The 21,594-nt window shown below is 55.4% G+C and carries 20 protein-coding genes, 1 pseudogene and 1 other annotated feature; of the genes and pseudogenes, 13 read left to right on the top strand and 8 right to left on the bottom strand.

The features are described from left to right. Positions 1 to 154: 154 nt before the first annotated feature. From ACRWA7_RS33530 to ACRWA7_RS33505, 6 genes and pseudogenes are all read right to left on the bottom strand, one after another. A pseudogene (locus ACRWA7_RS33530) lies at positions 155 to 1,386 on the bottom strand (IS3 family transposase). Next, positions 992 to 1,108 (bottom strand) — a sequence feature (AL1L pseudoknot). It overlaps the preceding pseudogene by 117 nt. Before the next feature lie 49 nt (positions 1,387 to 1,435). After that, positions 1,436 to 1,744 carry a high-potential iron-sulfur protein gene (locus ACRWA7_RS33525; RefSeq protein WP_438397078.1) on the bottom strand — a complete coding sequence of 103 codons (309 nt, stop codon included), beginning with the start codon at positions 1,742 to 1,744 and terminating at the stop codon, positions 1,436 to 1,438. A 75-nt stretch (positions 1,745 to 1,819) separates the two neighbouring features. After that, entirely contained in the window at positions 1,820 to 2,158 is a 339-nt protein-coding gene (locus ACRWA7_RS33520) for a c-type cytochrome (RefSeq protein WP_438397077.1), read from the bottom strand. 22 nt (positions 2,159 to 2,180) lie between these two features. After that, positions 2,181 to 3,413 carry a molybdopterin-dependent oxidoreductase gene (locus ACRWA7_RS33515; RefSeq protein WP_438397076.1) on the bottom strand — a complete coding sequence of 411 codons (1,233 nt, stop codon included), beginning with the start codon at positions 3,411 to 3,413 and terminating at the stop codon, positions 2,181 to 2,183. A 300-nt stretch (positions 3,414 to 3,713) separates the two neighbouring features. Continuing rightward, a complete protein-coding gene (locus tag ACRWA7_RS33510) occupies positions 3,714 to 4,157 on the bottom strand; it encodes an ester cyclase (protein ID WP_438397075.1) in 444 nt (147 codons plus the stop codon). A 270-nt stretch (positions 4,158 to 4,427) separates the two neighbouring features. After that, complete coding sequence (locus tag ACRWA7_RS33505) at positions 4,428 to 5,309, bottom strand: LysR family transcriptional regulator (protein WP_438397073.1); 882 nt, start codon at positions 5,307 to 5,309, stop codon at positions 4,428 to 4,430. Positions 5,310 to 5,436: 127 nt separating this feature from the next. Between ACRWA7_RS33505 and ACRWA7_RS33500 the strand changes: the two genes are divergently transcribed. From ACRWA7_RS33500 to ACRWA7_RS33440, 13 genes are all read left to right on the top strand, one after another. Next, positions 5,437 to 6,597, top strand: coding sequence for a TDT family transporter (locus tag ACRWA7_RS33500; protein WP_438397158.1), 1,161 nt, complete (start codon positions 5,437 to 5,439; stop codon positions 6,595 to 6,597). A 77-nt stretch (positions 6,598 to 6,674) separates the two neighbouring features. Next, complete coding sequence (locus ACRWA7_RS33495; RefSeq protein WP_438397071.1) at positions 6,675 to 7,658, top strand: malate dehydrogenase; 984 nt, start codon at positions 6,675 to 6,677, stop codon at positions 7,656 to 7,658. 34 nt (positions 7,659 to 7,692) lie between these two features. Beyond that, a complete protein-coding gene (locus tag ACRWA7_RS33490; RefSeq protein WP_438397069.1) occupies positions 7,693 to 8,172 on the top strand; it encodes a DUF2244 domain-containing protein in 480 nt (159 codons plus the stop codon). A gap of 33 nt (positions 8,173 to 8,205) precedes the next feature. Beyond that, positions 8,206 to 9,798, top strand: a complete 1,593-nt coding sequence (ctaD, locus tag ACRWA7_RS33485) for a cytochrome c oxidase subunit I (protein ID WP_438397067.1) — start codon at positions 8,206 to 8,208, stop codon at positions 9,796 to 9,798. Between the two features lie 35 nt (positions 9,799 to 9,833). Next, the gene (locus ACRWA7_RS33480) at positions 9,834 to 10,628 is read left to right on the top strand and encodes an extracellular solute-binding protein (protein WP_438397066.1); all 795 of its coding nucleotides are present in this window, start codon (positions 9,834 to 9,836) and stop codon (positions 10,626 to 10,628) included. A gap of 227 nt (positions 10,629 to 10,855) precedes the next feature. Next, positions 10,856 to 11,773 carry a LysR substrate-binding domain-containing protein gene (locus tag ACRWA7_RS33475; RefSeq protein ID WP_438397064.1) on the top strand — a complete coding sequence of 306 codons (918 nt, stop codon included), beginning with the start codon at positions 10,856 to 10,858 and terminating at the stop codon, positions 11,771 to 11,773. A 152-nt stretch (positions 11,774 to 11,925) separates the two neighbouring features. Next, the gene (locus tag ACRWA7_RS33470; RefSeq protein WP_438397063.1) at positions 11,926 to 12,480 is read left to right on the top strand and encodes a DsrE family protein; all 555 of its coding nucleotides are present in this window, start codon (positions 11,926 to 11,928) and stop codon (positions 12,478 to 12,480) included. 28 nt (positions 12,481 to 12,508) lie between these two features. Continuing rightward, the gene (locus ACRWA7_RS33465; RefSeq protein ID WP_438397061.1) at positions 12,509 to 13,519 is read left to right on the top strand and encodes a substrate-binding domain-containing protein; all 1,011 of its coding nucleotides are present in this window, start codon (positions 12,509 to 12,511) and stop codon (positions 13,517 to 13,519) included. Between the two features lie 104 nt (positions 13,520 to 13,623). After that, the gene (locus tag ACRWA7_RS33460; RefSeq protein ID WP_438397059.1) at positions 13,624 to 14,355 is read left to right on the top strand and encodes a c-type cytochrome; all 732 of its coding nucleotides are present in this window, start codon (positions 13,624 to 13,626) and stop codon (positions 14,353 to 14,355) included. Continuing rightward, the gene (locus tag ACRWA7_RS33455; protein ID WP_438397057.1) at positions 14,352 to 15,329 is read left to right on the top strand and encodes a c-type cytochrome; all 978 of its coding nucleotides are present in this window, start codon (positions 14,352 to 14,354) and stop codon (positions 15,327 to 15,329) included. The genes ACRWA7_RS33460 and ACRWA7_RS33455 overlap by 4 nt, the downstream gene beginning before the upstream one ends. A 1-nt stretch (position 15,330) precedes the next feature. Then, positions 15,331 to 16,755: a cbb3-type cytochrome c oxidase subunit I gene (locus tag ACRWA7_RS33450; RefSeq protein ID WP_438397056.1), complete on the top strand. Its 1,425-nt coding sequence runs from the start codon at positions 15,331 to 15,333 to the stop codon at positions 16,753 to 16,755. Beyond that, complete coding sequence (locus tag ACRWA7_RS33445) at positions 16,752 to 18,122, top strand: cbb3-type cytochrome c oxidase subunit II (RefSeq protein ID WP_438397054.1); 1,371 nt, start codon at positions 16,752 to 16,754, stop codon at positions 18,120 to 18,122. Before ACRWA7_RS33450 ends, ACRWA7_RS33445 begins: the two co-directional genes overlap by 4 nt. A 313-nt stretch (positions 18,123 to 18,435) precedes the next feature. Then, positions 18,436 to 19,071 carry a uracil-DNA glycosylase gene (locus ACRWA7_RS33440; protein WP_438397053.1) on the top strand — a complete coding sequence of 212 codons (636 nt, stop codon included), beginning with the start codon at positions 18,436 to 18,438 and terminating at the stop codon, positions 19,069 to 19,071. Between the two features lie 211 nt (positions 19,072 to 19,282). On the opposite strand, the gene ACRWA7_RS33435 is transcribed toward ACRWA7_RS33440, so the two are convergent. Together ACRWA7_RS33435 and ACRWA7_RS33430 are read right to left on the bottom strand one after the other, a co-directional pair. Continuing rightward, positions 19,283 to 20,761 (bottom strand): YncE family protein, encoded by a 1,479-nt coding sequence (locus tag ACRWA7_RS33435; protein ID WP_438397052.1) that lies wholly within the window; start codon positions 20,759 to 20,761, stop codon positions 19,283 to 19,285. Continuing rightward, positions 20,758 to 21,249, bottom strand: coding sequence for a DUF305 domain-containing protein (locus ACRWA7_RS33430; protein ID WP_438397051.1), 492 nt, complete (start codon positions 21,247 to 21,249; stop codon positions 20,758 to 20,760). Before ACRWA7_RS33430 ends, ACRWA7_RS33435 begins: the two co-directional genes overlap by 4 nt. Positions 21,250 to 21,594 lie beyond the last annotated feature (345 nt).

Here is a 21,594-nt window from a genome sequence, read left to right as displayed (position 1 = left end):
CGGAAACACCCACGGGCATTTAGATTACCACTGTCTAACCGCGCCGCGATCACGTGAGTTGGGGCCGATGGGATACCGTCGCGCGGCTCTGAAGGGCCTCGTGGCGTTGGAAACCTACTATGAACCGCCCCGGGAATTGTGGAGGCTGGTTGGTTTAAGTTAATGCGGGTTCAACGGCAGATGTTTCAAGTTGCCGGTAGTAGTTTGCCTCAGCTTCAGCGGGCAAGATATAGCCGAGCGGTTCCATCAGCCGATGGTGATTGAAGCAGGCCACCCATTCCAGCGTTGCCAACTCGACGGACTCGCGTGTTTTCCAGGTGCGGCGATGAATCAGTTCAGCCTTGTACAAGCTGTTGATCGTTTCAGCGAGGGCATTATCGTAGCTGTCGCCCCGACTGCCGACCGACGGTTCGATGCCCGCTTCGGCGAGCCGCTCGCTATAGCGAATGCTGACGTATTGCGAACCTCTGTCGGAGTGGTGTATCAGCGTTCCGTCGTCGCCTGGTCGCCGCGCGTAAAGCGCCTGTTCAAGCGCATCCAGAACGAAGTCCGTGGTCATCGACGTGCTGACGCGCCAGCCAACGATCCGCCGAGCGAACACGTCGACCACGAACGCGACGTACAGCCAGCCCTGCCACGTCGAGACGTAGGTGAAGTCCGAGACCCAAAGCTGGTTTGGCCGCGAAGCGTTGAACTGGCGATTGACCCGATCCAGCGGGCGCGGGGCGCAGGCATCGGGGACCGTCGTGCGAACACGCTTGCCTCGCATCACGCCACGCAAACCCAGTCGCCTTATCAATCGTTCAACGGTGCAGCGAGCTACCTCGATGCGCTCCCGGTTCATCTACTTCCAGACCTTATCCGCGCCGTAGACCTGCATGTTGGCCTGCCAGACACGCTTGATCTCGGGTTGCAGACGTTCATCGCGTATCGCGCGAGCACAGCGCCGCGACGGATCGCGAAGCTGTGCGGCATGACGCCAATAGCCCGACGGGGCAATCCGCAAGACCTTGCAGATCGACTCGACCCCGAAGGTGTCGCGATGTTGATCGACGAAGGCCTTCAGGACTTCAGACGGCGGTCGAGCTCCGCCTGGGCGAAAAACGCGCTCGCCAACTTCAGAATCTCGTTGGCGCGGCGCAGTTCCTTGTTCTCACGTTCCAGCGTCTTGAGGCGTTCGTGTTCCGACGTGCTCACACCTTCGCGCTCGCCGCTGTCGATCTGGTCACGCTTGACCCAGCCCAATAGCGTCTGGCTCGAACAACCGATCATCGGCGCAATGGTTTCAACAGCTGCCCACAGTGACGGATGCTCGCCACGCTGCTCGCGCACCAGACGAACGGCGCGCTCTCGGACTTCGGGGGAAAATTGGCTTGGCTTGCTCATGGCTCCATTCTCAAGAGTTGGAGCCTCCATCAAATCCGAGGCGGTTCAACTATGCCTTTTTGACATACGCGCTACACCAACCCTTGGCGCTGACTTCCTTGCCGGCGAATATCGGGCAGGGACCTGCTGCGTCGCCGGCTTTTCCCTGAAAGAGCTGACAGTTCGCACACGCCTGCCCCGTCTGGTATTTCGTGAACTTAGCGTGATCAACTTGGGATGCGTCCGCTTTGTACCCGAGCGCCTGTGCCGTCGGGTCGCTCTCCACCACAGCACTCGCCGCCTGGGCTTTCCCAAGAAATACCGCCGATGAAGCGATTGAGGCTGCTAAAACAATGAACTGGCGACGGGACGATTGCATGCTGGACTCCTCATTCTAATTTCGATATCGCGCCTGCAGCGCGACTCTTTTGCGGTACGTAGATAAAAATCGAGTTCAAGGCTTGCCATTTACCGTTGTCAGATATTTCGCTAGTGCGTCGACTTGATCTTCGGGCATTGGAGCGCCGTACGCGGTGCGCATCTTGTTGATCTCACTCTTCCAGACACTCATCGACAGCGGGGGCTGACGTGTCACCATGCCGGCCGAATGGCAGATCATGCATTGCGAGTTTGCAATTTCGGCACCTGCGCCGGGCGGAAATATGTGCTGACTGTCGGGTAGCGTCGCGGTCACCGTTCGGTTCAAAATTGCAGGCGATAAGGCCTTCGGCGAGGGCTCCGCGAGCGTGATTGACACATGTGAGGTCAAGACAACCGCCGCGAAGGCGAGCATTATGGATCTCATGACGCCCTCCTCAAGAAGCTGTCACGGTGATTGACTCAACGACGTTACGCATGAACCCGGCAGGGTTCCAGTTCGCGGTGTCGGGTTGGGCAATACCGCTCGTATTCGTCGCCTTTACCCTCAATGTAAGTGGACCGTTTTTGGGTGTCAGTCGCGTCTCCCATTGGATAAAACTGTACTTTCCGTGGTCGTGGCCCAGACGCGTCTCACGCCAGGGCGCGTTGGCTCCATCGGAGATTTGCACGCTGCGGACTCCAGCATTCCCTCCGAACGCGATGCCGCGCACGACAAGTGGTTTGCCTGCAGGAACGTGCTGGCCATCCGTCAGATTCGTGACAAACGATCTCGGAACCATGCGGTTGATCGGTATCATCTTCACGTCGGTTTGTCCCGGCGTTACGTTGGCATGAGGAGTATCGGGAATGAGATAGGCCTTCGCCATCCAGAAGTTACCGTCGGGTTGGTCGAGGACCTCGATGTTGTCGAGCATCTTCACCCAATAGGTCGAGTACCAGCCAGGCACGATCAGGCGAAGAGGAAAGCCATTGAGAAGCGGCAAAGGCTTGCCGTTCATTGCATACGCAATCATGACTTCGCCGTCACGCGCGTGATCGACGTCGAGCGATTTCATAAAATCAGGAGTTGTCGGCAAAATCCCAGTTTCTAGTCCGTTAAAGCGCACTTGAACGGCACCGCGTTTCATGCCAGCGCGGTCAAGAATATCGCGCAGACGTACGCCGGTCCAAAGGGCATTGCCCATCGCGCCGTTACCCCATTGCGCCCCCGGAACGCGTGCGTCGAAAAGGCCGCGGGAGTTGCCCGAGCATTGATTGACCGCTGCGAGTTGTACCGGAGCAAATTTCGTAACGAGGTCGGTGAGGCTGAGAACCAGAGGCGTGCGCACTTGTCCGTGGACGTTCAGGCGAAATGAAGCGCCGTCGATGGTGGTCGGAATATTGGCCAAATGCCAGCGCACGTAAAACTGATCGTTTGGCGTGAACACGCCTTGATCAAACACGGAGAACGGAGTTTCAAGCAACGGCGGGCGGGTGCGCAACAGAAGCATCTCCTTTTTTTGAGGAAACGAGCTTGTGATGTCGCGCTCCCCTCCTTGAAAGGGCAGCGTTACTGGTTGCGCCGACCAGGCGCGGGTCGCGGCGCCAAGCGTCAACGCAAGTCCGCTGCTCGTCAATGTGTGAAGCACTGTGCGCCGCACGCGGTCGGTATCGTGGTCACTCGCCATCACTGTCTCCTGGTTTTTATTTGTCTTTTCAGCCCGACGCCACGAATCAGTCGGCAATCGTAAATCCGCGGCATGGTCTAGACGCTACGAGCTGAGTGTATCCCCCGTAATAATATGATCCAAATGCCTTATTGCAATGGCACCTATATCAATTAGGTATGCCATTCACACCGCGGCACCCCTTGCTAATGTCGGGGCACATACAAGATAAGGTCGTTTTCTTCTCATGTGAAGTGGGGTTTGGACTGAGCAGCATGTGTGTCACCATTCCCGTGCGGTCCTCGTGAACTAAACGCAACGCTACTTCTGAATGCCCGGAGGAAGCGATCCAATCTGGCGAAAACAGTCCATCCAATCTTCGAGATGCCAGGTCTTTTCGATCAAACCGTCGCGTATCTGGTGAAAGGAATGCACCGCGAAGACAATCGGCTTTGACGCTGGCTTGATGCCCATGAGTTCGCCGTGCTGGGTGCCTTCGACTTGCGCGCGCACGCCCACCATCCGGTCATTGACAAGCACATCGAGCACGTGGATTTCCATATCGGGCAACGCACGCTGCATCGATTCAAACACCGCGGCCATCTCATCTACACCGGTCGAGGGCATAGTCGCGGACGCGATATATTGCCAATCGTTCGTCACGACGTCTCTCAGCGCGTTCATGTCCCGGTGCTCGATCGCATGATAAAAACTGTTGACTGTCCGACGAATTGCGTCTTGTGCTAAATGTTCTGCATGTGCCATTGTCTTCCCCTGCGTTTTTGAATGGAGGTGCAAGCGCTGCGAAGCGTCTGCTATACCAAGCCTTTTGAAGGTGTCTGATTTGCCGGTACAGAAAAATCTGCTATCTCCGCTACAAACCAGAATATGCGCTACAGCGCCTTAATAAAAATGCTTTTATTTAATATTAACGATACCAAATAGGCATATCAGAAACATTGTTTTTCTCATTGGTTTGCAGTGCGGCGAAGCAGATTAACGTGTACCTGCTCGCTCATCGCCGATGCGGAAAGTTCAAGCAGTTTGCTGGAGGCTCAATTCAAGAAAGGCCTGCGTACTTGGCGAGAATGACCGGCCCTTGAGCCACAACACGTGAAGTTCTCGTTTTATATGGAGGTCTTTGACGCTCAGCGTCGCGAGGTCGCCTCGCCTGATCTCGTCTCTCACGCTCAACGATGAGACGTATCCAATCGATTGCTGGGATTGCAGCATGCGTTTAATCGCTTCGGTGTTACTGACTGACATCACCGGCTCAATTATCAGACCTCGAGCTGCGTAAGCCTTTTCAACAACGGCGCGTGTTCCCGATCCCGGTTCACGCATGATCACACGCTTGGACGCAAGGTCGCGGGCGGATACCTTTCGCCTAAGAAGGGGATGCCCAACGGCTACAACGGCGACAATTTCATCTGCTCCAATCTCCTTAGCTTCAAAAATATTATCGTCGTAAGGCCCCTCGATAAATCCAAGCGAAAACTCGTGTGCTAACAAGCCTTCTTCAACCTGTTCTGTGTTGGCAACTGTGAGTTCGACGCTTACTTTGGGAAAACGCGCGTTAAAGATGGCGATGGTTTCCGGAACAAGATAGACCCCTACCGTGGCGCTTGCGCCGATGGACAGGTGACCCGCGCTAAGGCCGGCCAGTTCCTTAATTTCCAGCTCTGCCGCCCCCGAAAGAGCAAATATGCGTTCCGCGTACGCCTGCAATGCGTCGCCCGCTTGCGTCAATGCCACACCGCGTGGCAGACGATCAAAGAGCGTCACACCCAAGCGCTCTTCCAGCTCCCTGATCTCGCGCGTGACCGCAGGTTGGCTCACGCGTAGTTTCTCGGCCCCCGCGCTGATCGAGCCAGCACGTGCCACTTCGTAAAATGCAAGAAGATGAGTGAAATTCATAACATTTTGATATATGAGGGATGCCTATTATGTATTTTTATTATATGCCGCTCTCCCATATCCTGCATGCATGGCACGAGGGGTGCGTCAAGCACCCACCCAAGCAGCAAAAATTTGGAGAACGTCGATGGCACACCAGTCCGTTACCGGCAAACCAACAAAGTCCCGCTTCGCCCCATTAAGGCATGTCTCGCGTAATCGAGAAGTTGTTCGGCAATTCACACCTAACTGGTTCGCGCTGACGATGGGAACGGGGATTGTATTTCTGATCTTGCTCGCCTTGCCATTCCAACTTCCGGGCCAGCATCGGGTCGCCGAAGCCCTGTGGATGATCGACAGCCTATTCTTCGCCCTTTTCTCGGTGCTTTTTCTTGGCCGATTGATCTGGTTTTCGGAGACGGTCAAGCCGATGCTCGACCATCCGATCCAGTCGATGTTTCTAGGTGCGATCCCGATGGGCTTGATCCCGATCGTCAATGGCCTGAGTGTATTTGGCGTCGAATTGTTCGGCCCAGGGGCACTGAGCACGGCGCACGCTTTGTGGTGGATCGATGCGGGATTGGCAGTATCGATTGCTTGCCTTGTGCCTTATCGGATGTTCACGACGCAAAAGCATTCAACAGAACAAATGACGGCGGTCTGGCTGTTGCCGATCGTGGCCCCTGAAGTGACGGCGTCGAGTGCCGGTGTGCTTGCGCCGCATCTTTCGCATAGCGCCGCGCAGTTGCTGGTCGGAACAGGCTACGTGCTGTGGGCGATTTCGGTGCCGCTTGCGTTTTCGATCCTGACGATCGTGTTCCTGCGTCTCGCGCTTCACAAGTTGCCGCATCGCGATATGGCTGCCTCGTCATGGCTCACGCTGGGTCCGATCGGTACCGGAAGCCTTGGCTTGTTGCTACTCGGGCAAGCCGCTCCTGCAGCCTTCGCCGGCACGCCGCTCGCTCAAGTGGCGGTCGCTGCGAGAGATTTCGGTCTGCTCGGTGGCTTGCTACTGTGGGGCGTAGGCGTTTGGTGGCTCGTGATCGCTGTGATTCTCACTATTCGATATCAGCGCGAAGGCATGACGTTCAACATGGGATGGTGGGGTTTTACATTTCCCATTGGCGTGTACACCGCAACGACGTTCACGCTTTATCGCCTGACCCAGTTCTTTCCGTTCGCGATTATCGGCACCGTCCTGACGGTCGCACTGATCGCATTCTGGTTGATCGTGGTGAGCAAAACGCTCAAGGGAATGTGGCACGGCAACCTCTTTCAGGCGCCTTGTCTCGTTAAGCCCAACAAGTGAAATTCTGATCTGAATGTAGTTCGTTCGTCTTTGCTCGACGCGCCTCTGAATAATTGATTTGATTGAAGGACAACATCATGCAAAAACTTCCTGTCAAAGTCGCGGTGACTGGCGCCGCAGGCCAGATTTGTTACTCCTTGCTATTTCGTATTGCCAATGGCGATCTGTTGGGCCCGGATCAGCCGGTGATCCTCAACCTGCTCGACCTGCCACAGGCTCAGGCAACGCTCCAGGGTGTTGTTATGGAGCTGGAAGACTGCGCCTTTCCTTTGCTTGCAGGGGTAGAGATAACGGACGACCCGATACGCGCGTTCAACGATGTTCAGTACGCACTGCTTGTTGGCTCGCGGCCTCGTAGTAAAGGTATGGAGCGTGCCGATCTGCTCGCAGCCAACGCGGAAATCTTCAAGACGCAGGGCCGAGCATTGAACAAAGTTGCATCGCGAGACGTGAAAGTACTTGTGGTCGGCAATCCGGCCAATACCAACGCGTACATCGCGATGAAATCGGCGCCTGATCTGCCTCAAGAGAATTTTTCCTCGATGATCCGGCTCGATCACAACCGTGCCCTTTCGCAGCTTGCGGCGCACCTCGGATGTACCACGCCTGTGCTTGCCCAAATGGTTGTGTGGGGTAATCACTCACCAACAATGTTTCCCGATTACCGCTTCGTCACGCGCGATGGCAGAGCATTGATTCAAAGCGAAGCACTCGAGCAATGGAACCGCGAGCTGTTTATTCCGACGGTGGCACAGAGAGGCACCGCGGTGATCGAAGCACGCGGCCATTCCTCGGCAGCTTCAGCGGCTAACGCGGCAATCGACCAGATGCGCGACTGGGTGCGAGGCAGCAACGGCCAATGGGTATCAATGGGAATCCCGTCCGACGGCTCTTACGGCATTCCAGAGGGCTTGATGTTTGGCGTTCCCGTGCTTTGCGCGAAGGGGCGCTACGAGCGCGTGTCTTCGCTTGAACTAACCGACTTCGCGCGAGAAAAGATCGCGCTGTCCGTGAGTGAGTTGGCGGCGGAGCGAGATGCGATCGCCCATTTGCTGGCCTGAGCGCCACTTGTGTAGAAAATCAACGGGGTCGGTCATGGAACAGGGAGGCAGCATGTGCGCCCAGCCGCCGGTCGTATTGCGTGAATGGTCTTTGAAGCGCAACTGCGCGTTAAAGCCATCGCAGTTTGTGGGCGTCTACGTTTCGTTCGTATGTATCTCCGGATTATTGTCGACCTTCTGCGCGTGGCGAGGGGCATGGCTCGTGCCGCCTGTCTGTGCGATCTACCTAGCCGGTATTGCAGTTGCGTTCTTGGTCTACGCACGACATGCAGCGGATGCCCAGTGTATTCGGCTGATGCCCGGGCTGTTGATCATTGAGAGCTGGAACGGGTTGGACCATAAGCGATACGAGTTCAACTCAGCGTGGGTATCGATTGACATGTCTGAATCGAGACGGCGCGATTTGGATGTGAGATGTGGTGAAACCAAGGTGCGCTTCGGCACTTTTGTACCCGTGCATCAGCGCGCGGCGTTAGCTGGTGAGATCCGCCGATGCTTGCAACCTTATCGCTAAAAAATTGACTATTGACTTAGAAGGAATGACGTCATGCAGACCCTGACTGACCCGGTTGCGAGCCAAGGTGAAAGCCATGAGCACGACCGTCCCACCGGGTGGCGCCGCTGGTTGTTCGCGACGAACCACAAGGACATTGGAACGATGTATCTGCTGTTCTCGTTCACTATGTTTCTTTCTGCCGGCGTCATGGCCTTGATGATCCGAAGTGAGTTGTTCGAACCTGGCCTGCAGTTAATGAGACCAGAGTTCTTTAACCAGCTCACGACGATGCACGGCATCGAGATGATCTTTGGTGCGATCATGCCCGCCTTCGTCGGATATGCGAACTGGATGCTTCCACTTCAGCTCGGCGCGTCGGACATGGCGTTCGCACGCGTGAACAACTTCAGCTTCTGGTTGCTACCCGTCGCGGGTGTCCTGCTAACCGTTTCGTTCTTTGTCACGGGCGGCGCAGCCGCCGGGGGTTGGACGCTTTATGCCCCGCTCTCGGTCCAGATGGGGCCCGGCATGGACTTCGCAATCTTCGCGATCCATCTGATGGGTGCATCGTCGATCATGGGCGGAATCAACATCATCGTCACGATATTAAACATGCGCGCGCCTGGCATGACGCTCATGAAGATGCCGATGTTCGCCTGGACCTGGCTGATTACCGCGTTTCTGCTCATTGCAGTGATGCCTGTGCTGGCCGGCGCGATCACAATGACTTTGTTCGATCGGCACTGGGGCACCGACTTCTTCAACGCCGCTGGCGGCGGCGATCCGGTCCTTTATCAGCACATCTGGTGGTTCTTCGGCCACCCCGAGGTATATATCATGGTGTTACCGGCGTTCGGCATCATCTCCCAAGTGATTCCAACCTTTGCTCGCAAGCCCTTGTTTGGCTACGCATCAATGGTCTATGCGACCGCCTCGATTGCTATTTTGTCATTTATGGTGTGGGGCCACCACATGTTCACCTCTGGATTCGCGGTGACGGGGCAGTTGTTCTTCATGTACGCGTCCATGCTGATCGCCATCCCCACCGGTGTGAAGGTCTTTAACTGGGTCGCAACCATGTGGCAAGGCTCTCTTTCGTTCGAGACACCCATGCTGTTTGCGATCGGCTTCATCTTCGTGTTCACGATCGGCGGCTTCTCGGGTCTCGTGCTCGCAGTCGCTCCACTGGATATTGCATTGCACGGCACCTACTACGTGGTCGCCCACTTCCACTATGTGCTGGTTGCGGGCTCACTCTTTTCGCTTTTCGCCGGTTGGTACTACTGGTCGCCCAAGTGGACCGGATATATGTACAACGAGACCCGCGGCAAGATCCATTTCTGGGCCTCGATGATTTTCTTCAACGTCACGTTCTTCCCGATGCACTTTTTGGGTCTGGCCGGTATGCCTCGTCGCTACGCCGATTACCCGGCCCAGTTCACCGACTTCAACCAGATCGCAACGATCGGTGCGTTTGGCTTTGGGTTGGCCCAGGTGTACTTCTTTTTTGCGGTCGTATTGCCTGCCTACAGGGGAGGCGAGAAAGCCGACGACAAGCCTTGGGATGGTGCAGAAGGCCTGGAGTGGAGTGTCCCGAGCCCCGCGCCGTTTCACACCTTCGTCACGCCACCTATCGTTGAATAATGCGTTGTTCCCCTGACACCTCACGCGAGATGACCATGAAAAAGACCCATCACCTTATTGCTATTGCATGCGTCGCGCTATCAGCGAGCGGTGCTTACGCACAGACCACGCTGCACGTCTACGGACCTGGCGGCCCGGCACCAGCAATGAAAGAAGCCGCGGCTGCCTTTGAAAAGAAGACGGGCACGCAGGTCGTCGTGACGGCAGGTCCGACCGGCACTTGGCTCGACCATGCGAAAGAAGATGCCGATGTCATCTACAGCGGATCAGAAACTATGATGTCTGACTTTGTCGTTGCGATGGGTGATCAGTTGACCCCGCAAGCGCCCGAGCCGCTTTATTTGCGACCCATGTCCATGCTCGTGCGCCCGGGCAATCCGCACCATATCAAGCGCTTCTCCGACCTGCTTAAGCCTGGTGTGAAAGTGCTGGTGGTCAATGGAGCAGGACAGAACGGAGTATGGGAGGACGTCGCAGGTCGCACCGGCGACATTCGCCAGGTCGCGGCCTTGCGGAAAAATATTGTCGGCTATGCAGGCAACAGCGCCGAAGCACGCAAGACATGGACCGAACAATCAGACATTGATGTATGGCTAATCTGGAACATCTGGCAGGTCTCCAATCCGACGCTCGCCGATACGGTGCCCATTGAGCCGCGCTATGCGATTTACCGTGATTCGGGTGTAGCCGTGACGCGCAGGGGGCAGGATAACGCCGCGTCCGAACAATTTGTCGGATATTTAAAATCGAAAGACGGTGCAGCCATATTCTCTCGCTGGGGATGGATGACCAAGGAAAGCGGACAGACTCGTTCAGCGGTTAGGCATTAGACGCGGTGCGGCTTTAATGATCAACGGGACTTGAGTTAGTCAATAATCTGTTCCCGTTGAAGCTCCCGTCGCGACCGGTCGAACGAAGTTTGGGGAATTATGCCTCGGACGACGCACTAAGATTGATCGTCTCTACCGCATTGTCCGTCTTACGTTCGTACTTTCCAAAGAGATCTCATTGCCATTAGTACATCTAAACTTAAAGCGCGTGGACGTAAAAAAGCATAATGAACTTCATCCATCTGTATGCATTTTTTTCGGTGGCAAAGGCCGGTAGCGTGAGCGCTGGCGCTGACATAATGAAGGTCAGTCAGCCTGCGGTGACGAGAGAAATAAAAGAGTTAGAGCAAAGGGTTGGAAGCCAACTTTTTGATCGGTTACCGCGAGGCGTCGTCCTAACAGAAGCAGGCTCTCTGTTGATGCGTTACGCGACCCAGATCTTCGGATTGGCAGATTCCGCGGAGCTTGAATTGCGAGAGTTGGCAGGCCTGAGCGCGGGGCATCTCGATCTCGGCGCGAGCGCAACCGTGGGTGTTTATCTTGTGCCACAGATCCTCGCTGATTTTCACACACGGTATCCGAACGTGAGGGTTGGCCTTTCAGTCTCAAACTCTCGGGCCGTGCAGTCTGCTGTTTGTATGAGCGAAATCGGACTGGGATTTATCGAAGGATCGTTTGACGCAACAAAACTTGACTCCCTGTCGTTAGGGCACGACGAGATAATCGCTGTCACAAGTAAAAATCTTAGTTCTATCAAAGAACAAATGTTCCCAGTGGATCTCATTGCAGGCAGAACGATTTTGCGAGAAAAAGGGTCCGGAGTTAGGGAGGCCGTCGACGACGCGTACGCACGACTTGGTTTGTCAATCGAACCCATCGTATCGGTGAGCAACACCGAAGCAATCAAACGGTTGTTGCGCTCAACGCCCGGAAGCATTTCTTTTCTATCCAGAATGAGCGTAGTTGACGAGCTGTCGGCAGGCGTATTCGAGGAGGTTGGATTGCAGCATTTGAAGATCGAACGGCGCCTCAATTTGATCTGGCTCAAAGGGCGAAGCCTATCCAGAGGCGCGACGCTGTTCAAAGCGCTTGTGGCGACAGCATCCAAGCCTCACCTTTGGGAGTTGGATCCAACAGCTTCTTAAGCCAACGGCTAAATGCAATCTGATATCGCAGCATTTCTTGTCCCGTCATACCCTCAAGACGTATGCTTTTTTGGCATACATAGCTGATCAAAATGATATTAGTTTTATGCATGAGTTCTTGGCATCCTAAACTCACCTTAAGGAAAAACATCATGAAACCGAAAATGTTAATTTTGGCAGGCTTGTTATCGATGAGTGCGCTCACGGTCCAGGCTCAAACTCAAGACAGTGGGTTCTGGGTTACCCCAACTATCCAAGGTTACGGGAAGATGCACGCTCTCCCTCAGGCCGCTTATCGGCCACACGCGGATAAGGAATACAAGATCGTATTCGCGCTGACGCAAGCGGCTAAATCGCCAAGCGATGTCAACCCAGCATTGGATCATGTCGCTAGAACCGTCAACCTGTACGTATCTTCGGGCGTTCCGCTCGAGCACCTCAAATTTGTGGCGATTACGTACGGCGCCGCGACACCGCTTGCGCTGGACAATGCCCACTACCATACAAAATTCGGAGTCGATAATCCAAATTTGCCACTCATAGCAGAGCTAAAAAAAGCCGGAGTAGACGTGTCGGTTTGCGGTCAGGCTGTGGCCGAGCACAAATTTGCTTACGACTGGCTTAGTCCTTCAGTCACGCTAGCACTCTCTGGCCTGACGACGGTGACGACCTTGGAGACTGACGGATACGTACTGATGCCGATGTAGTTCACCTACAACTTTTTTTGAGAGAGACATGCTATCCACACGACCCTATTCCCGGAAGCTCGCATTGGCAGCATTCGTCATTTTGCTCGGGGTGCAAGCGACGGTGGGTGCTCAGACAAAACCTATCGATGATGCGTCACAGGGTTCAAACGAGTTCTACCCGCCGTGGCAACACGGAGAAAACAACGACGCCGTCCAGCGCGGCCTCGAATTCGACGTTCCGGATGCGGACAATCTTGCGGATTTTCATGGTGATCCGCAGCATCCCTTGCTCTCACTGTTTGTTGGTGGGAATTATTTCTTCGCAATGGCGCCGCTTGTGCAGGCATTCGAAAAGAAATATCCCCGGTTCAAAGGACACATGTATTGGGAAACTGTCCCTCCGGGACTGCTTGTTGACCAGATCAAAAATGGCGGCACGGTGACAGTTGGCAACTTGACCTGGACGGTCAAACCCGACGTGTATCTTGCTGGTTTGAATGCGGTCAACAAACAAATCGACGCTGGCCTATTGACATCGCCCGCTATCCCGTACGCGACCAATACGCTGACGATCATGGTATCGCAGGGCAACCCCAAGGCAATCTCAAGCTTGAGCGATTTGGGCAAGCCCGAGATTCGGCTTGCGATGCCCAACCCCAAATTTGAGGGTGTCGCGCGGCAAATTGAAACGTCGCTGAAGAAAGCCGGCGGCCAGGATCTGGCGACGGACGTGTACAAAACGAAGATTGCCGACGGCACAACACTTCTTACACAAATTCATCACCGCCAGACTCCCCTTTGGATCATGCAGCACAAAGTCGACGCTGGAGTCACCTGGAAATCGGAAGCGATGTTCCAGGAGCAGGTCGGTCATCCAATCGGGCACGTCGATATTCCTGATGATCAAAATACGACAGCGATCTACGCCGGGGCCTTGGCTAAAAACGCGCCTCACGCGTCGGACGGCAAACTCTGGCTCAAATTCATTCAGTCTCCTGAAGGCTTGTCGATTTTTGAGCGTTACGGCTTTAAGCCCTATTCGGCTCATCCGCAATGAGCGGATCAGAATGAAAAGGACGCGACGTCGACTGATTCCTATGAGCAACTTATAACGCACTGATTCACGTCGAGAGCGAAAATCTAATCGTGGAGTTTGATTGAATGGAACCAGGAAACCCAACGCAAACGCACTTAAGTTCGGTTTGGCGCAGCGCGTTCTTGCAGGCGCTCGCAGTTGCGTTGACGCTTTCCACAGCGCTCCTGTTCTTAAGTCAGGGAATGGCTTACGCCGATCAGTCGCCCGGGGCCGGAGCGAGCATCGCCCGGCTGGGCTCGTCAAGTGGCATTCCCGCTTGTTCAAGTTGCCACGGCAGCAAGGGAGAAGGCAATCCTGCCGTCGGCTACCCGCGCCTCGCTGGGCTGCCGGAAGCGTACCTGAACCAACAACTTAATGCATTGGCCTCTGGCAAGAGGTCAAACCCCATGATGACGCCAATCGCAGTGCTTCTGAGCAACGAACAAAAGGGTGAACTTTCAGCTTTCTATGCGACCCTGCCGGCCGCTTCCGGGTCGCTACCAGCCACACCACGGGCGCCTGATTATTTGCGCGGCGAGGCGCTTGCACTCCATGGGAAATGGTCCGAAAACGTTCCCGCGTGCATCCAGTGCCACGGCAGCGGCGGCGGCGGTGTAGGGGCCGTGTTCCCCGCTTTGGCTGGCCAGTCTTCGGTTTATATCCAGAACCAACTCACGGCGTGGAGGGCCGGGACGCGCGCACCCGGGCCACTTGGTCTCATGTCTGTTGTCGCAAGCAAGTTGTCGGTGTCCGAATCTAAAGCGGTCGGCGACTACTTTGCGGCTCAACCGCTTGTTGTTCAAGGATCGACGCGATGAAACCAAGTCTCGCAATTGCCGCAGTCGGTAGCATTCTCGCGATATGTGCCGGAACAATCTGGCTCGCCGGTTTCAGACAGCCGGCCCCCATTCAATCAAAACCCGCACTGACGGTTTCACCGTCTCTGGCCAACACCACTGCAAAGAGGGCGGCATTTTCGCCAAGCGATGCCCCGATTCTTGATACGGACTTTGGCAAGGTCGTCAAGCAGGGGCAGCAAATCTTTGAGAACCCGGCGATTTACGCAAAAGCTTATGTCGGCAACCAATTGCGCTGCGCAAGTTGTCACCTTGATCAAGGCCGCAAGGCGGGTGCTGCTCCGATGTGGGGCGCGTACTTAGCGTATCCGGCGTATCGAGCTAAAAATGGACATGTGAATACCTTTGCTGAGCGGCTGCAAGGTTGCTTCAGATACAGCATGAATGGAAAAGCCCCTCCTCTGGGAGATCCTGTTCTTGTCGCACTAGAAACTTATTCGTACTGGATGGCGCACGGCGCTCCACTTGATTCGAAGATTGAGGGTCGGGGATTTCCAAAGATGCAAAAGGCGAAGCTCAAGCCAGACTACGCGCGAGGATCAAACGTCTATACCGCGAATTGCGCCCTCTGCCACGGCGCTAACGGCGCTGGACAGCGCGGAGCCGACGGGAGTGTGGCATTTCCCGCACTGTGGGGAGACGCATCATATAACTGGGGTGCGGGCATGGGTAGCGTTAAAAACGCGGCAGAATTCATCAAGGCCAATATGCCACTTGGCAAAGGCGGCACGCTGAGCGACCAGGACGCATGGGATGTGGCCTTGTACATTGACAGTCAGGATCGTCCACAAGATCCTCGTTATACCGGATCGGTGGCGCAAACCCGCGCGAAATACCATGATTCCGCGCAATCAATGTATGGCCAATCGGTCAACGGACATGTGTTGGGTAGCCAGTCGACTCCGTCAGGCGGTAGCCTGCATCAAGGAAGCTAGGATGTCGACAACTTATAGCGCTCAAGGGAACGCAAAGCTCGACACTTCGCAGATCACCGTCATTGCCCGTACCGAGTCGATGCTCGTGCGCGCTCACGGGTTAGCGGCCGTAATTGCGCTGATAGTCTCAGCCCTCTTTGGCACCGTGGTCGCAATCAAGTTTGTCGATCCAGAATTCTTGGGGACGCAGCCCTGGGCTACATGGGGATTGCTTCGTTACAACCACACGCAAGGGATCATGTTTGGCTGGTTGGGCAACGCATTTCTTTGCTTCCTTTATTATGCGACCCCGCGACTCGCCGGTCGGTCGGTGACGAGCCAAGGATTGGGGTGGGCGTTGTTTGCCCTCTGGAATTTCGGCATGGTGCTTCCTGGGTGGGCGCTTGTGGAGGTCAATCTGCCTCAGTGGCTGCTTGCAATAAAGCCACTTGAATGGACCGAGTTCCCGTTGGTTATTAACGCCGTCACCGAAATATGTCTGGTGATTATCATCGCTCAGTTCCTTTGGCCTATAGCAATGGGCCCTGAACGAGATCGACTATATATTTCAGCGTGGTACGCATTGGGCGGTGGTGTCTTCACGTTGCTTGCCTTTCCCATGGGTAGCCTTGTTCCGGAATTCGTGCCTGGCGCGGTTGGCGCGGCGTTTAGTGGCCTGTGGATCCACGACGCCGTTGGGCTACTCGTAACCCCGTTTGCACTTGCAATGTCGTACTACGTAATCCCGGCCGTAACGGGACGTCCTGTCTATAGCCATTTCGTATCGATGCTTGGGTTTTGGATCCTCTTTTTTGTCTACCCGCTCAATGGCACGCATCACTACGTTTATTCTGCGATCCCCATGGACACCCAGCGTGCAGCGATCGCCGCGTCGCTGCTTCTTGGTGTCGATGTGATTATTGTCGTCTTCAATCAGTTAGCATCGCTGCGCGGCGCCGGTGTACTCATGTATCGAGACGTGCCCCTTCGCTTTATATGGGTCGGTATTGTCTTCTACTTAATTGTGAGCATTCAAGGATCGCTACAGGCGTTGATGCCGGTCCAACGGGTAATTCACTTTTCGGACTGGGTGATCGGGCATTCGCATCTCGCAATGCTAGGTTTTGCGACTTTCGTAGCGGCTGGCGGCATGCTGCATGCCTGGCAGCGGACCCCCGGTGCTCGATACCACGGCGGATTGGCGAGCGCCGCATTCTGGTTGGTCAGCATCGGACTGGCTATCATGTTTATCGATTTGAGTGTCGCGGGCTTGGTCCAGGGCGAATCCTGGGCGCAGCCCGTGCCGTGGATGGATTCAGTCCGCGCCTCAATGCCTTATTGGTGGTGGCGAGTCGGGGCGGCTTTTCCCATACTTGCAGGCTTTGGTTGTCTGCTCGTTTCAATGCTCGTCGGTAGGCAGGCAATATTAACGGATGAGAAGCAATGAGTTTGCTCCCGCGTCGTCGATGGTTTGGCGCAAGCCAGGCAGTGCTGTTTATTGCGGGTATTGGATTTTTTGTCCTCTCTGTAGTGGCACTTGGAATCTTACCGGGGCTGCGCCTTGAACGTTCGATTCAAGCCGATACTCCGGCGGTCCTCAGCCCCTATACGAAAGCTCAGCTTCACGGTCGTTCGCTTTATGCGACCCAAGGGTGCGCGTATTGCCACTCCCAGCAGGTTCGCAATATCGCAGAGGATGTTCGGCGATGGGGACCGCCGACGCAGCCATGGGAGACGAAATATGATTCACCTCAACTGTGGGGAACGCGGCGTATCGGACCCGACCTTGCTCGTGAGGCCGGCGTTCGTAGTAAGGATTGGCAACTTGCACACCTCTACAATCCGCGTTACATCGTACCTGGCTCGATCATGCCCGGGTACCCCTGGATGTTTGACGGGAGTGTGACTCGACCAAAGGTTGACGCGCTCGACCTTGTTGCGTACCTGGAGACGCTCGGCGCAGCTCGCCGAGCGGAAATGAGCAATGTGCAACAATTAACCGCTGATCAAATTTCCGCAAGACGGCCAAGCGCAGCGGCTAAGGGTACTACTCCTGATTGGCTCGCTGATGTGAGCGGCACGATCTGCAGCGCTGCGTCACCGAGTATCAATGCCCGGTCTGGGCCAGTGAAAAATATAACTGTAGATGAGGGCAGTGAACTGGAAACCGCATCTCTCGACACCGACCCGTCGAGAGCGCATGCGAGTATCACGGGATCGACCGTCTCCGATGCCCCAACAGCTAAGGGAGATTTGACGCGCGGTCAAACCTTGTTTAAGCAGTCGTGTGCAGGTTGCCATGGAGCATCTGGGAACGGGCACTCACCGGCCGCATTCGCTCTCGCCCCCCGTCCGGCCGACTTAACTCAGTTCGAATACTCGGATCAAGCGTTGGCAAGCGTTTTAGAGAATGGTGTTGCGGGATCTTCGATGCCTGCGTGGCGTGATCTCAGCGATCAACAAGTCGCAGACCTCGTGGCCTATGTGCAAACGCTCGGGCAAAAGCCAAGCTTCATACCGACTCAAAGCGCGACACTCGCATTCGGGTCTCAACTGTACGCTGCTGATTGCGCCGCGTGCCATGGTGTGAACGGCAAAGGCGATGGACCTGTTTCCGCTATCCTCAAGCCAGCGCCGTTCGACTTCGAACACATTCGTCCTTCGACGGCTGAACTCGAAAAGGTCTTGATGCAAGGCGTGCCCGCTAGTGCAATGCCAGCGTTTCCTGGACTTGACGCGTCGGACAGAAAAGCGCTCGCGACCTTTGTCAGATCAATTTATCAAGGACCAATCGACCCTAGTAATCGTCACTGATACCGGCATGAGGAGTTTGTATGTTTGCGTTTATTGTATGGGCATTGTTCATCATTCTTCTTTTTGTCCTGGCTATATGGTTCGCTTTTCCCTCATATCGCGCAAGGGTCGAATTCCCAAAATACCGCTTCCAGCAAATCGAAAAAGAACTCGATGTAACCTTGGAAAGCCGAATCGACCAAAATTCGGTGCAGAAAATGCGCAAGTCGTGAGGCTCTCGATTTGATGGGGTAAGTGTCAAGTATTAGCGCCGTTGCGAGTCTGGACATCCGGTTCACGACGGTGATTTAGCGCAAAACGAAATATTGACTCAATGACAGCAAAAACCTTCTCTGGCATCGCCGCTGACCTTTGGCATGAGCGATTAGATATGCTTCAGGATCTCCACGTCCGCCCCCTGACGGCGTACGTTCAGGAGTTGATCCAGAGAACCGGGGCGGCGCCATTTTTTGATCCCCTCGATGGCGGCTGTGAGGCGAAGGTTCTGATATTGCTTGAGTCGCCTGCGAATATTACCTCCCAGCCTCGCTTGGTGTCTCGCGACAATCCGGTCCCAACACAGCGCAATCTTAGGCGCTTCTTGGTCGAAGCCGACCTACCTCGTTGCGAGAGTGTATTGTGGAACGTCTATCCATGGCTTGCGGATTCCGCGTCTGGAAGACAACACCGGTTATCCAACCGCGATATTGATCGTGGTGTCGCCGAGCTAACGACGCTGCTCGATCTCCTGCCTAACTTACGCGTCATTGTGCTCGCGGGACGAAAAGCGCAGCGCGCATTACCAACGCTCCGCAAGGTACCGACCGCCGCCTCGATCCTGTCCATGCCGCACCCGAGCCCATTGTCTGTCTGCACGTCACAGCATGTAGGGCGAGACATTGTGAGAACGCTTGCTCACGCCACGAATTTAGCGCTTCTCCCTACGGTGGCGCCGAAAATTTCCGGATAGTTGTCTTTTTGTCGAGGTGGTCCGCATTCTGGCTGGAAGAATCGATAACTTTGTCGTGGACGGTCACTTGGACCGGCCTGCGATGACCGAGCTAGACCGGTGGAACGGGAATCATTAGGTTCGAGGTGCACGGAATATACAAGTAAAGAAGTGCGTGTTTACGCCGTGGCGCCGCCCAGCGCGCTCCCTTTGCGTCGAGCAGCCTCGAAATTCAGTTTGACTGCACTTGAACGGCCGAGCTTAGCTTATCTCCATCGCGCGGAGCAATAACAAGGTAACGCTGCTTGTTCGCGCCGTTGCTCGATTCAGGTCGCACGACCTGTCGGATTTGGCCAATTGCGTTGACGATCGCTGAACCCGCGGGGTTGCTCATGAAGTTCGCCAACGGTTCCAGCTCGCCGCTTCCATCGGGGTGATCCGAAAGCGCAATAACATAGGGTTTCTTTGGCTCCAACCCCGTGACCGACGCCTGCAACACCTGAATCAAACCTTGATCGAAAAGTGACACGCTCGTTGGCGCGGTCGTGCTTGCTGACGTAGACGAGTCTCCCACCGCCATCATCGTCAGATGTGCCGCTTTGCCTGCCACACCGAGTGGCTGCGTATTCTGGGTGCCATCACCCATTCGAACGGCATTCGGTACATAGGTAACCGCTTGTGGCGCCTGTCCGATTGGCACGGTGGCAATCACCTGGTTCGTCAACGTGTCGATCGCAGTCATCGCATCGGCGTTTTCAAGACCGACGTACATGCGTGTGCCGTCGCCTGATGGCCAGATGCCGTGCGGAAGTTTTCCGACGGGAATCGTCGCGATCTGGGAGAAGTCATCGGTTTTGAACACCTTGACTTCATTGGTACCGCCAATCGTCACGTAGGCAAAAGAGCCGTTGCTATTGCGTGCGAAGTTGACGTGATTGCTGATCGGACCGGTATCGATCGTCTTGAGGATATTGAACGGTGGTCGGGCGTTAAATACCTGCGTCTTGCCCGTATCCTTTAAAGTGAACCACACCTGCTTGCCATCAGGCGTGGCCGCGATGTTCGGACAAAATGGACTGGCCTGCGTAACGTGGCCGACTATCTTATGACTCGCGACATCGATCACGACAGTCTCCGGATTGAACGACGAGCAGACATACCCGTATTTCCCATCAGGCGAGAAGATCTGCATGCCGGGTCCCGCCGGCACGACAATGCGAGATTTCTCTTCGTAGGTCGAACCATCCAGCACGGCGATATAATTCTCACCTCGCACCGTGACCCAAACCTCCTTGCCGTTGGGCGTGAAGAACGCCTCGTGCGGGGACCGTCCGACATACGTCACGTGCTTGAGCGCGTTGGTCTCGGTATCGATGAACGAGACTGAATTGGAGCCGATCGAGACCACCGCGATCGTTTTGTGGTCCGGCGAAAAGCCCATGCCATGAACCAGCACCTGGCCTTTGTAGAGCGGGCTGAAATTGCCGGGCGACGGATCGCCGAGCTTGATCAGGCCGACTAGCGTATTGCTGGCAGGATCGATGACGGAAACGGTATTAGAAAACTGCTCGGCCGCGTAGACGCGATCCTGATGGCTGATGGGTATGTCGGCGGCAGAAGCCCGTCCGGGCGCTTGCCCTGCGAGAACAGCTTGCGCAAAGACGAGCGCAATCAGGGCTGAGATAGTCGAGAGTGCGGGGATGCGGTTCATTGTGGCTCCTGATTCATCTTCATGGACATGCTGTTATGGGTCGGATGCTGGTTTTTTTCATGTGCCGGATCGGACGCTTGGTTTCGGCCATCGGCTGTGCCGGGCGCTGAAGTCGATACGCTCGAACCGATCGCCAGATGCATCGCAACGATCTCTTGCTGCTGCTCAACCACGATCTCTTGCGCGATGCGGCGCAACTGCTCGTTCTTTCCGTATTGCAGTTCGGCGCGCGCCATATCGATAGCGCCCTGGTGGTGCGGCACCATCATCGCCACAAAATCATTGTCGATGTCCCCACTTGGCTTGACCACCATGTTGGTCATCATGGTCGACATCGCCTTATCGTTTTCTGATAGGAACGAAGACTCCGCAGACGTTTCACTATTCCGAACTGAGCCTGCAAGAGCGTCACTGCTCGCGGGAAGAAAAACAAGGGCGCTGGCGAACGGCACTGCAGTGCCTAGCCAACGCAGGGAGCTCGAAGCCATCGTGAGTGATCCTCTTTGGGTGAGTAACAACGGGCGAACGCCGGGTGGGCGCCGTTTATTCCAGGATATTTTCAAACAAAGGGTTTACCACTTGACGCGAAGTTAAACGTCTTGGCCACTACCGCTTGCATCGTTGCAATGGGACACGGCCCTAACGCTGCCCGGTCAGCGTTCCAACTGCGTCCACCGCTGCATTTGGGAACCAGCAGACGACGGGAGGACAGCGCATGAGGCATGCATAGAATCGCAAGAGGACCCAGCCACCTTTCGAGCATTGAAAGCGCGAATGAGCGTTTCTTCCGGCCAGTATTCGCTGCACGTCTAGGCGATAGGCAGATTGTTTGC

This window comes from Caballeronia sp. DA-9, assembly GCF_051615025.1.
GTDB classification, from domain to species: domain Bacteria; phylum Pseudomonadota; class Gammaproteobacteria; order Burkholderiales; family Burkholderiaceae; genus Caballeronia; species Caballeronia sordidicola.
Note: the sequence above shows the minus strand (reverse complement) of the source record. Positions and strands in the feature narration are given on the sequence as shown.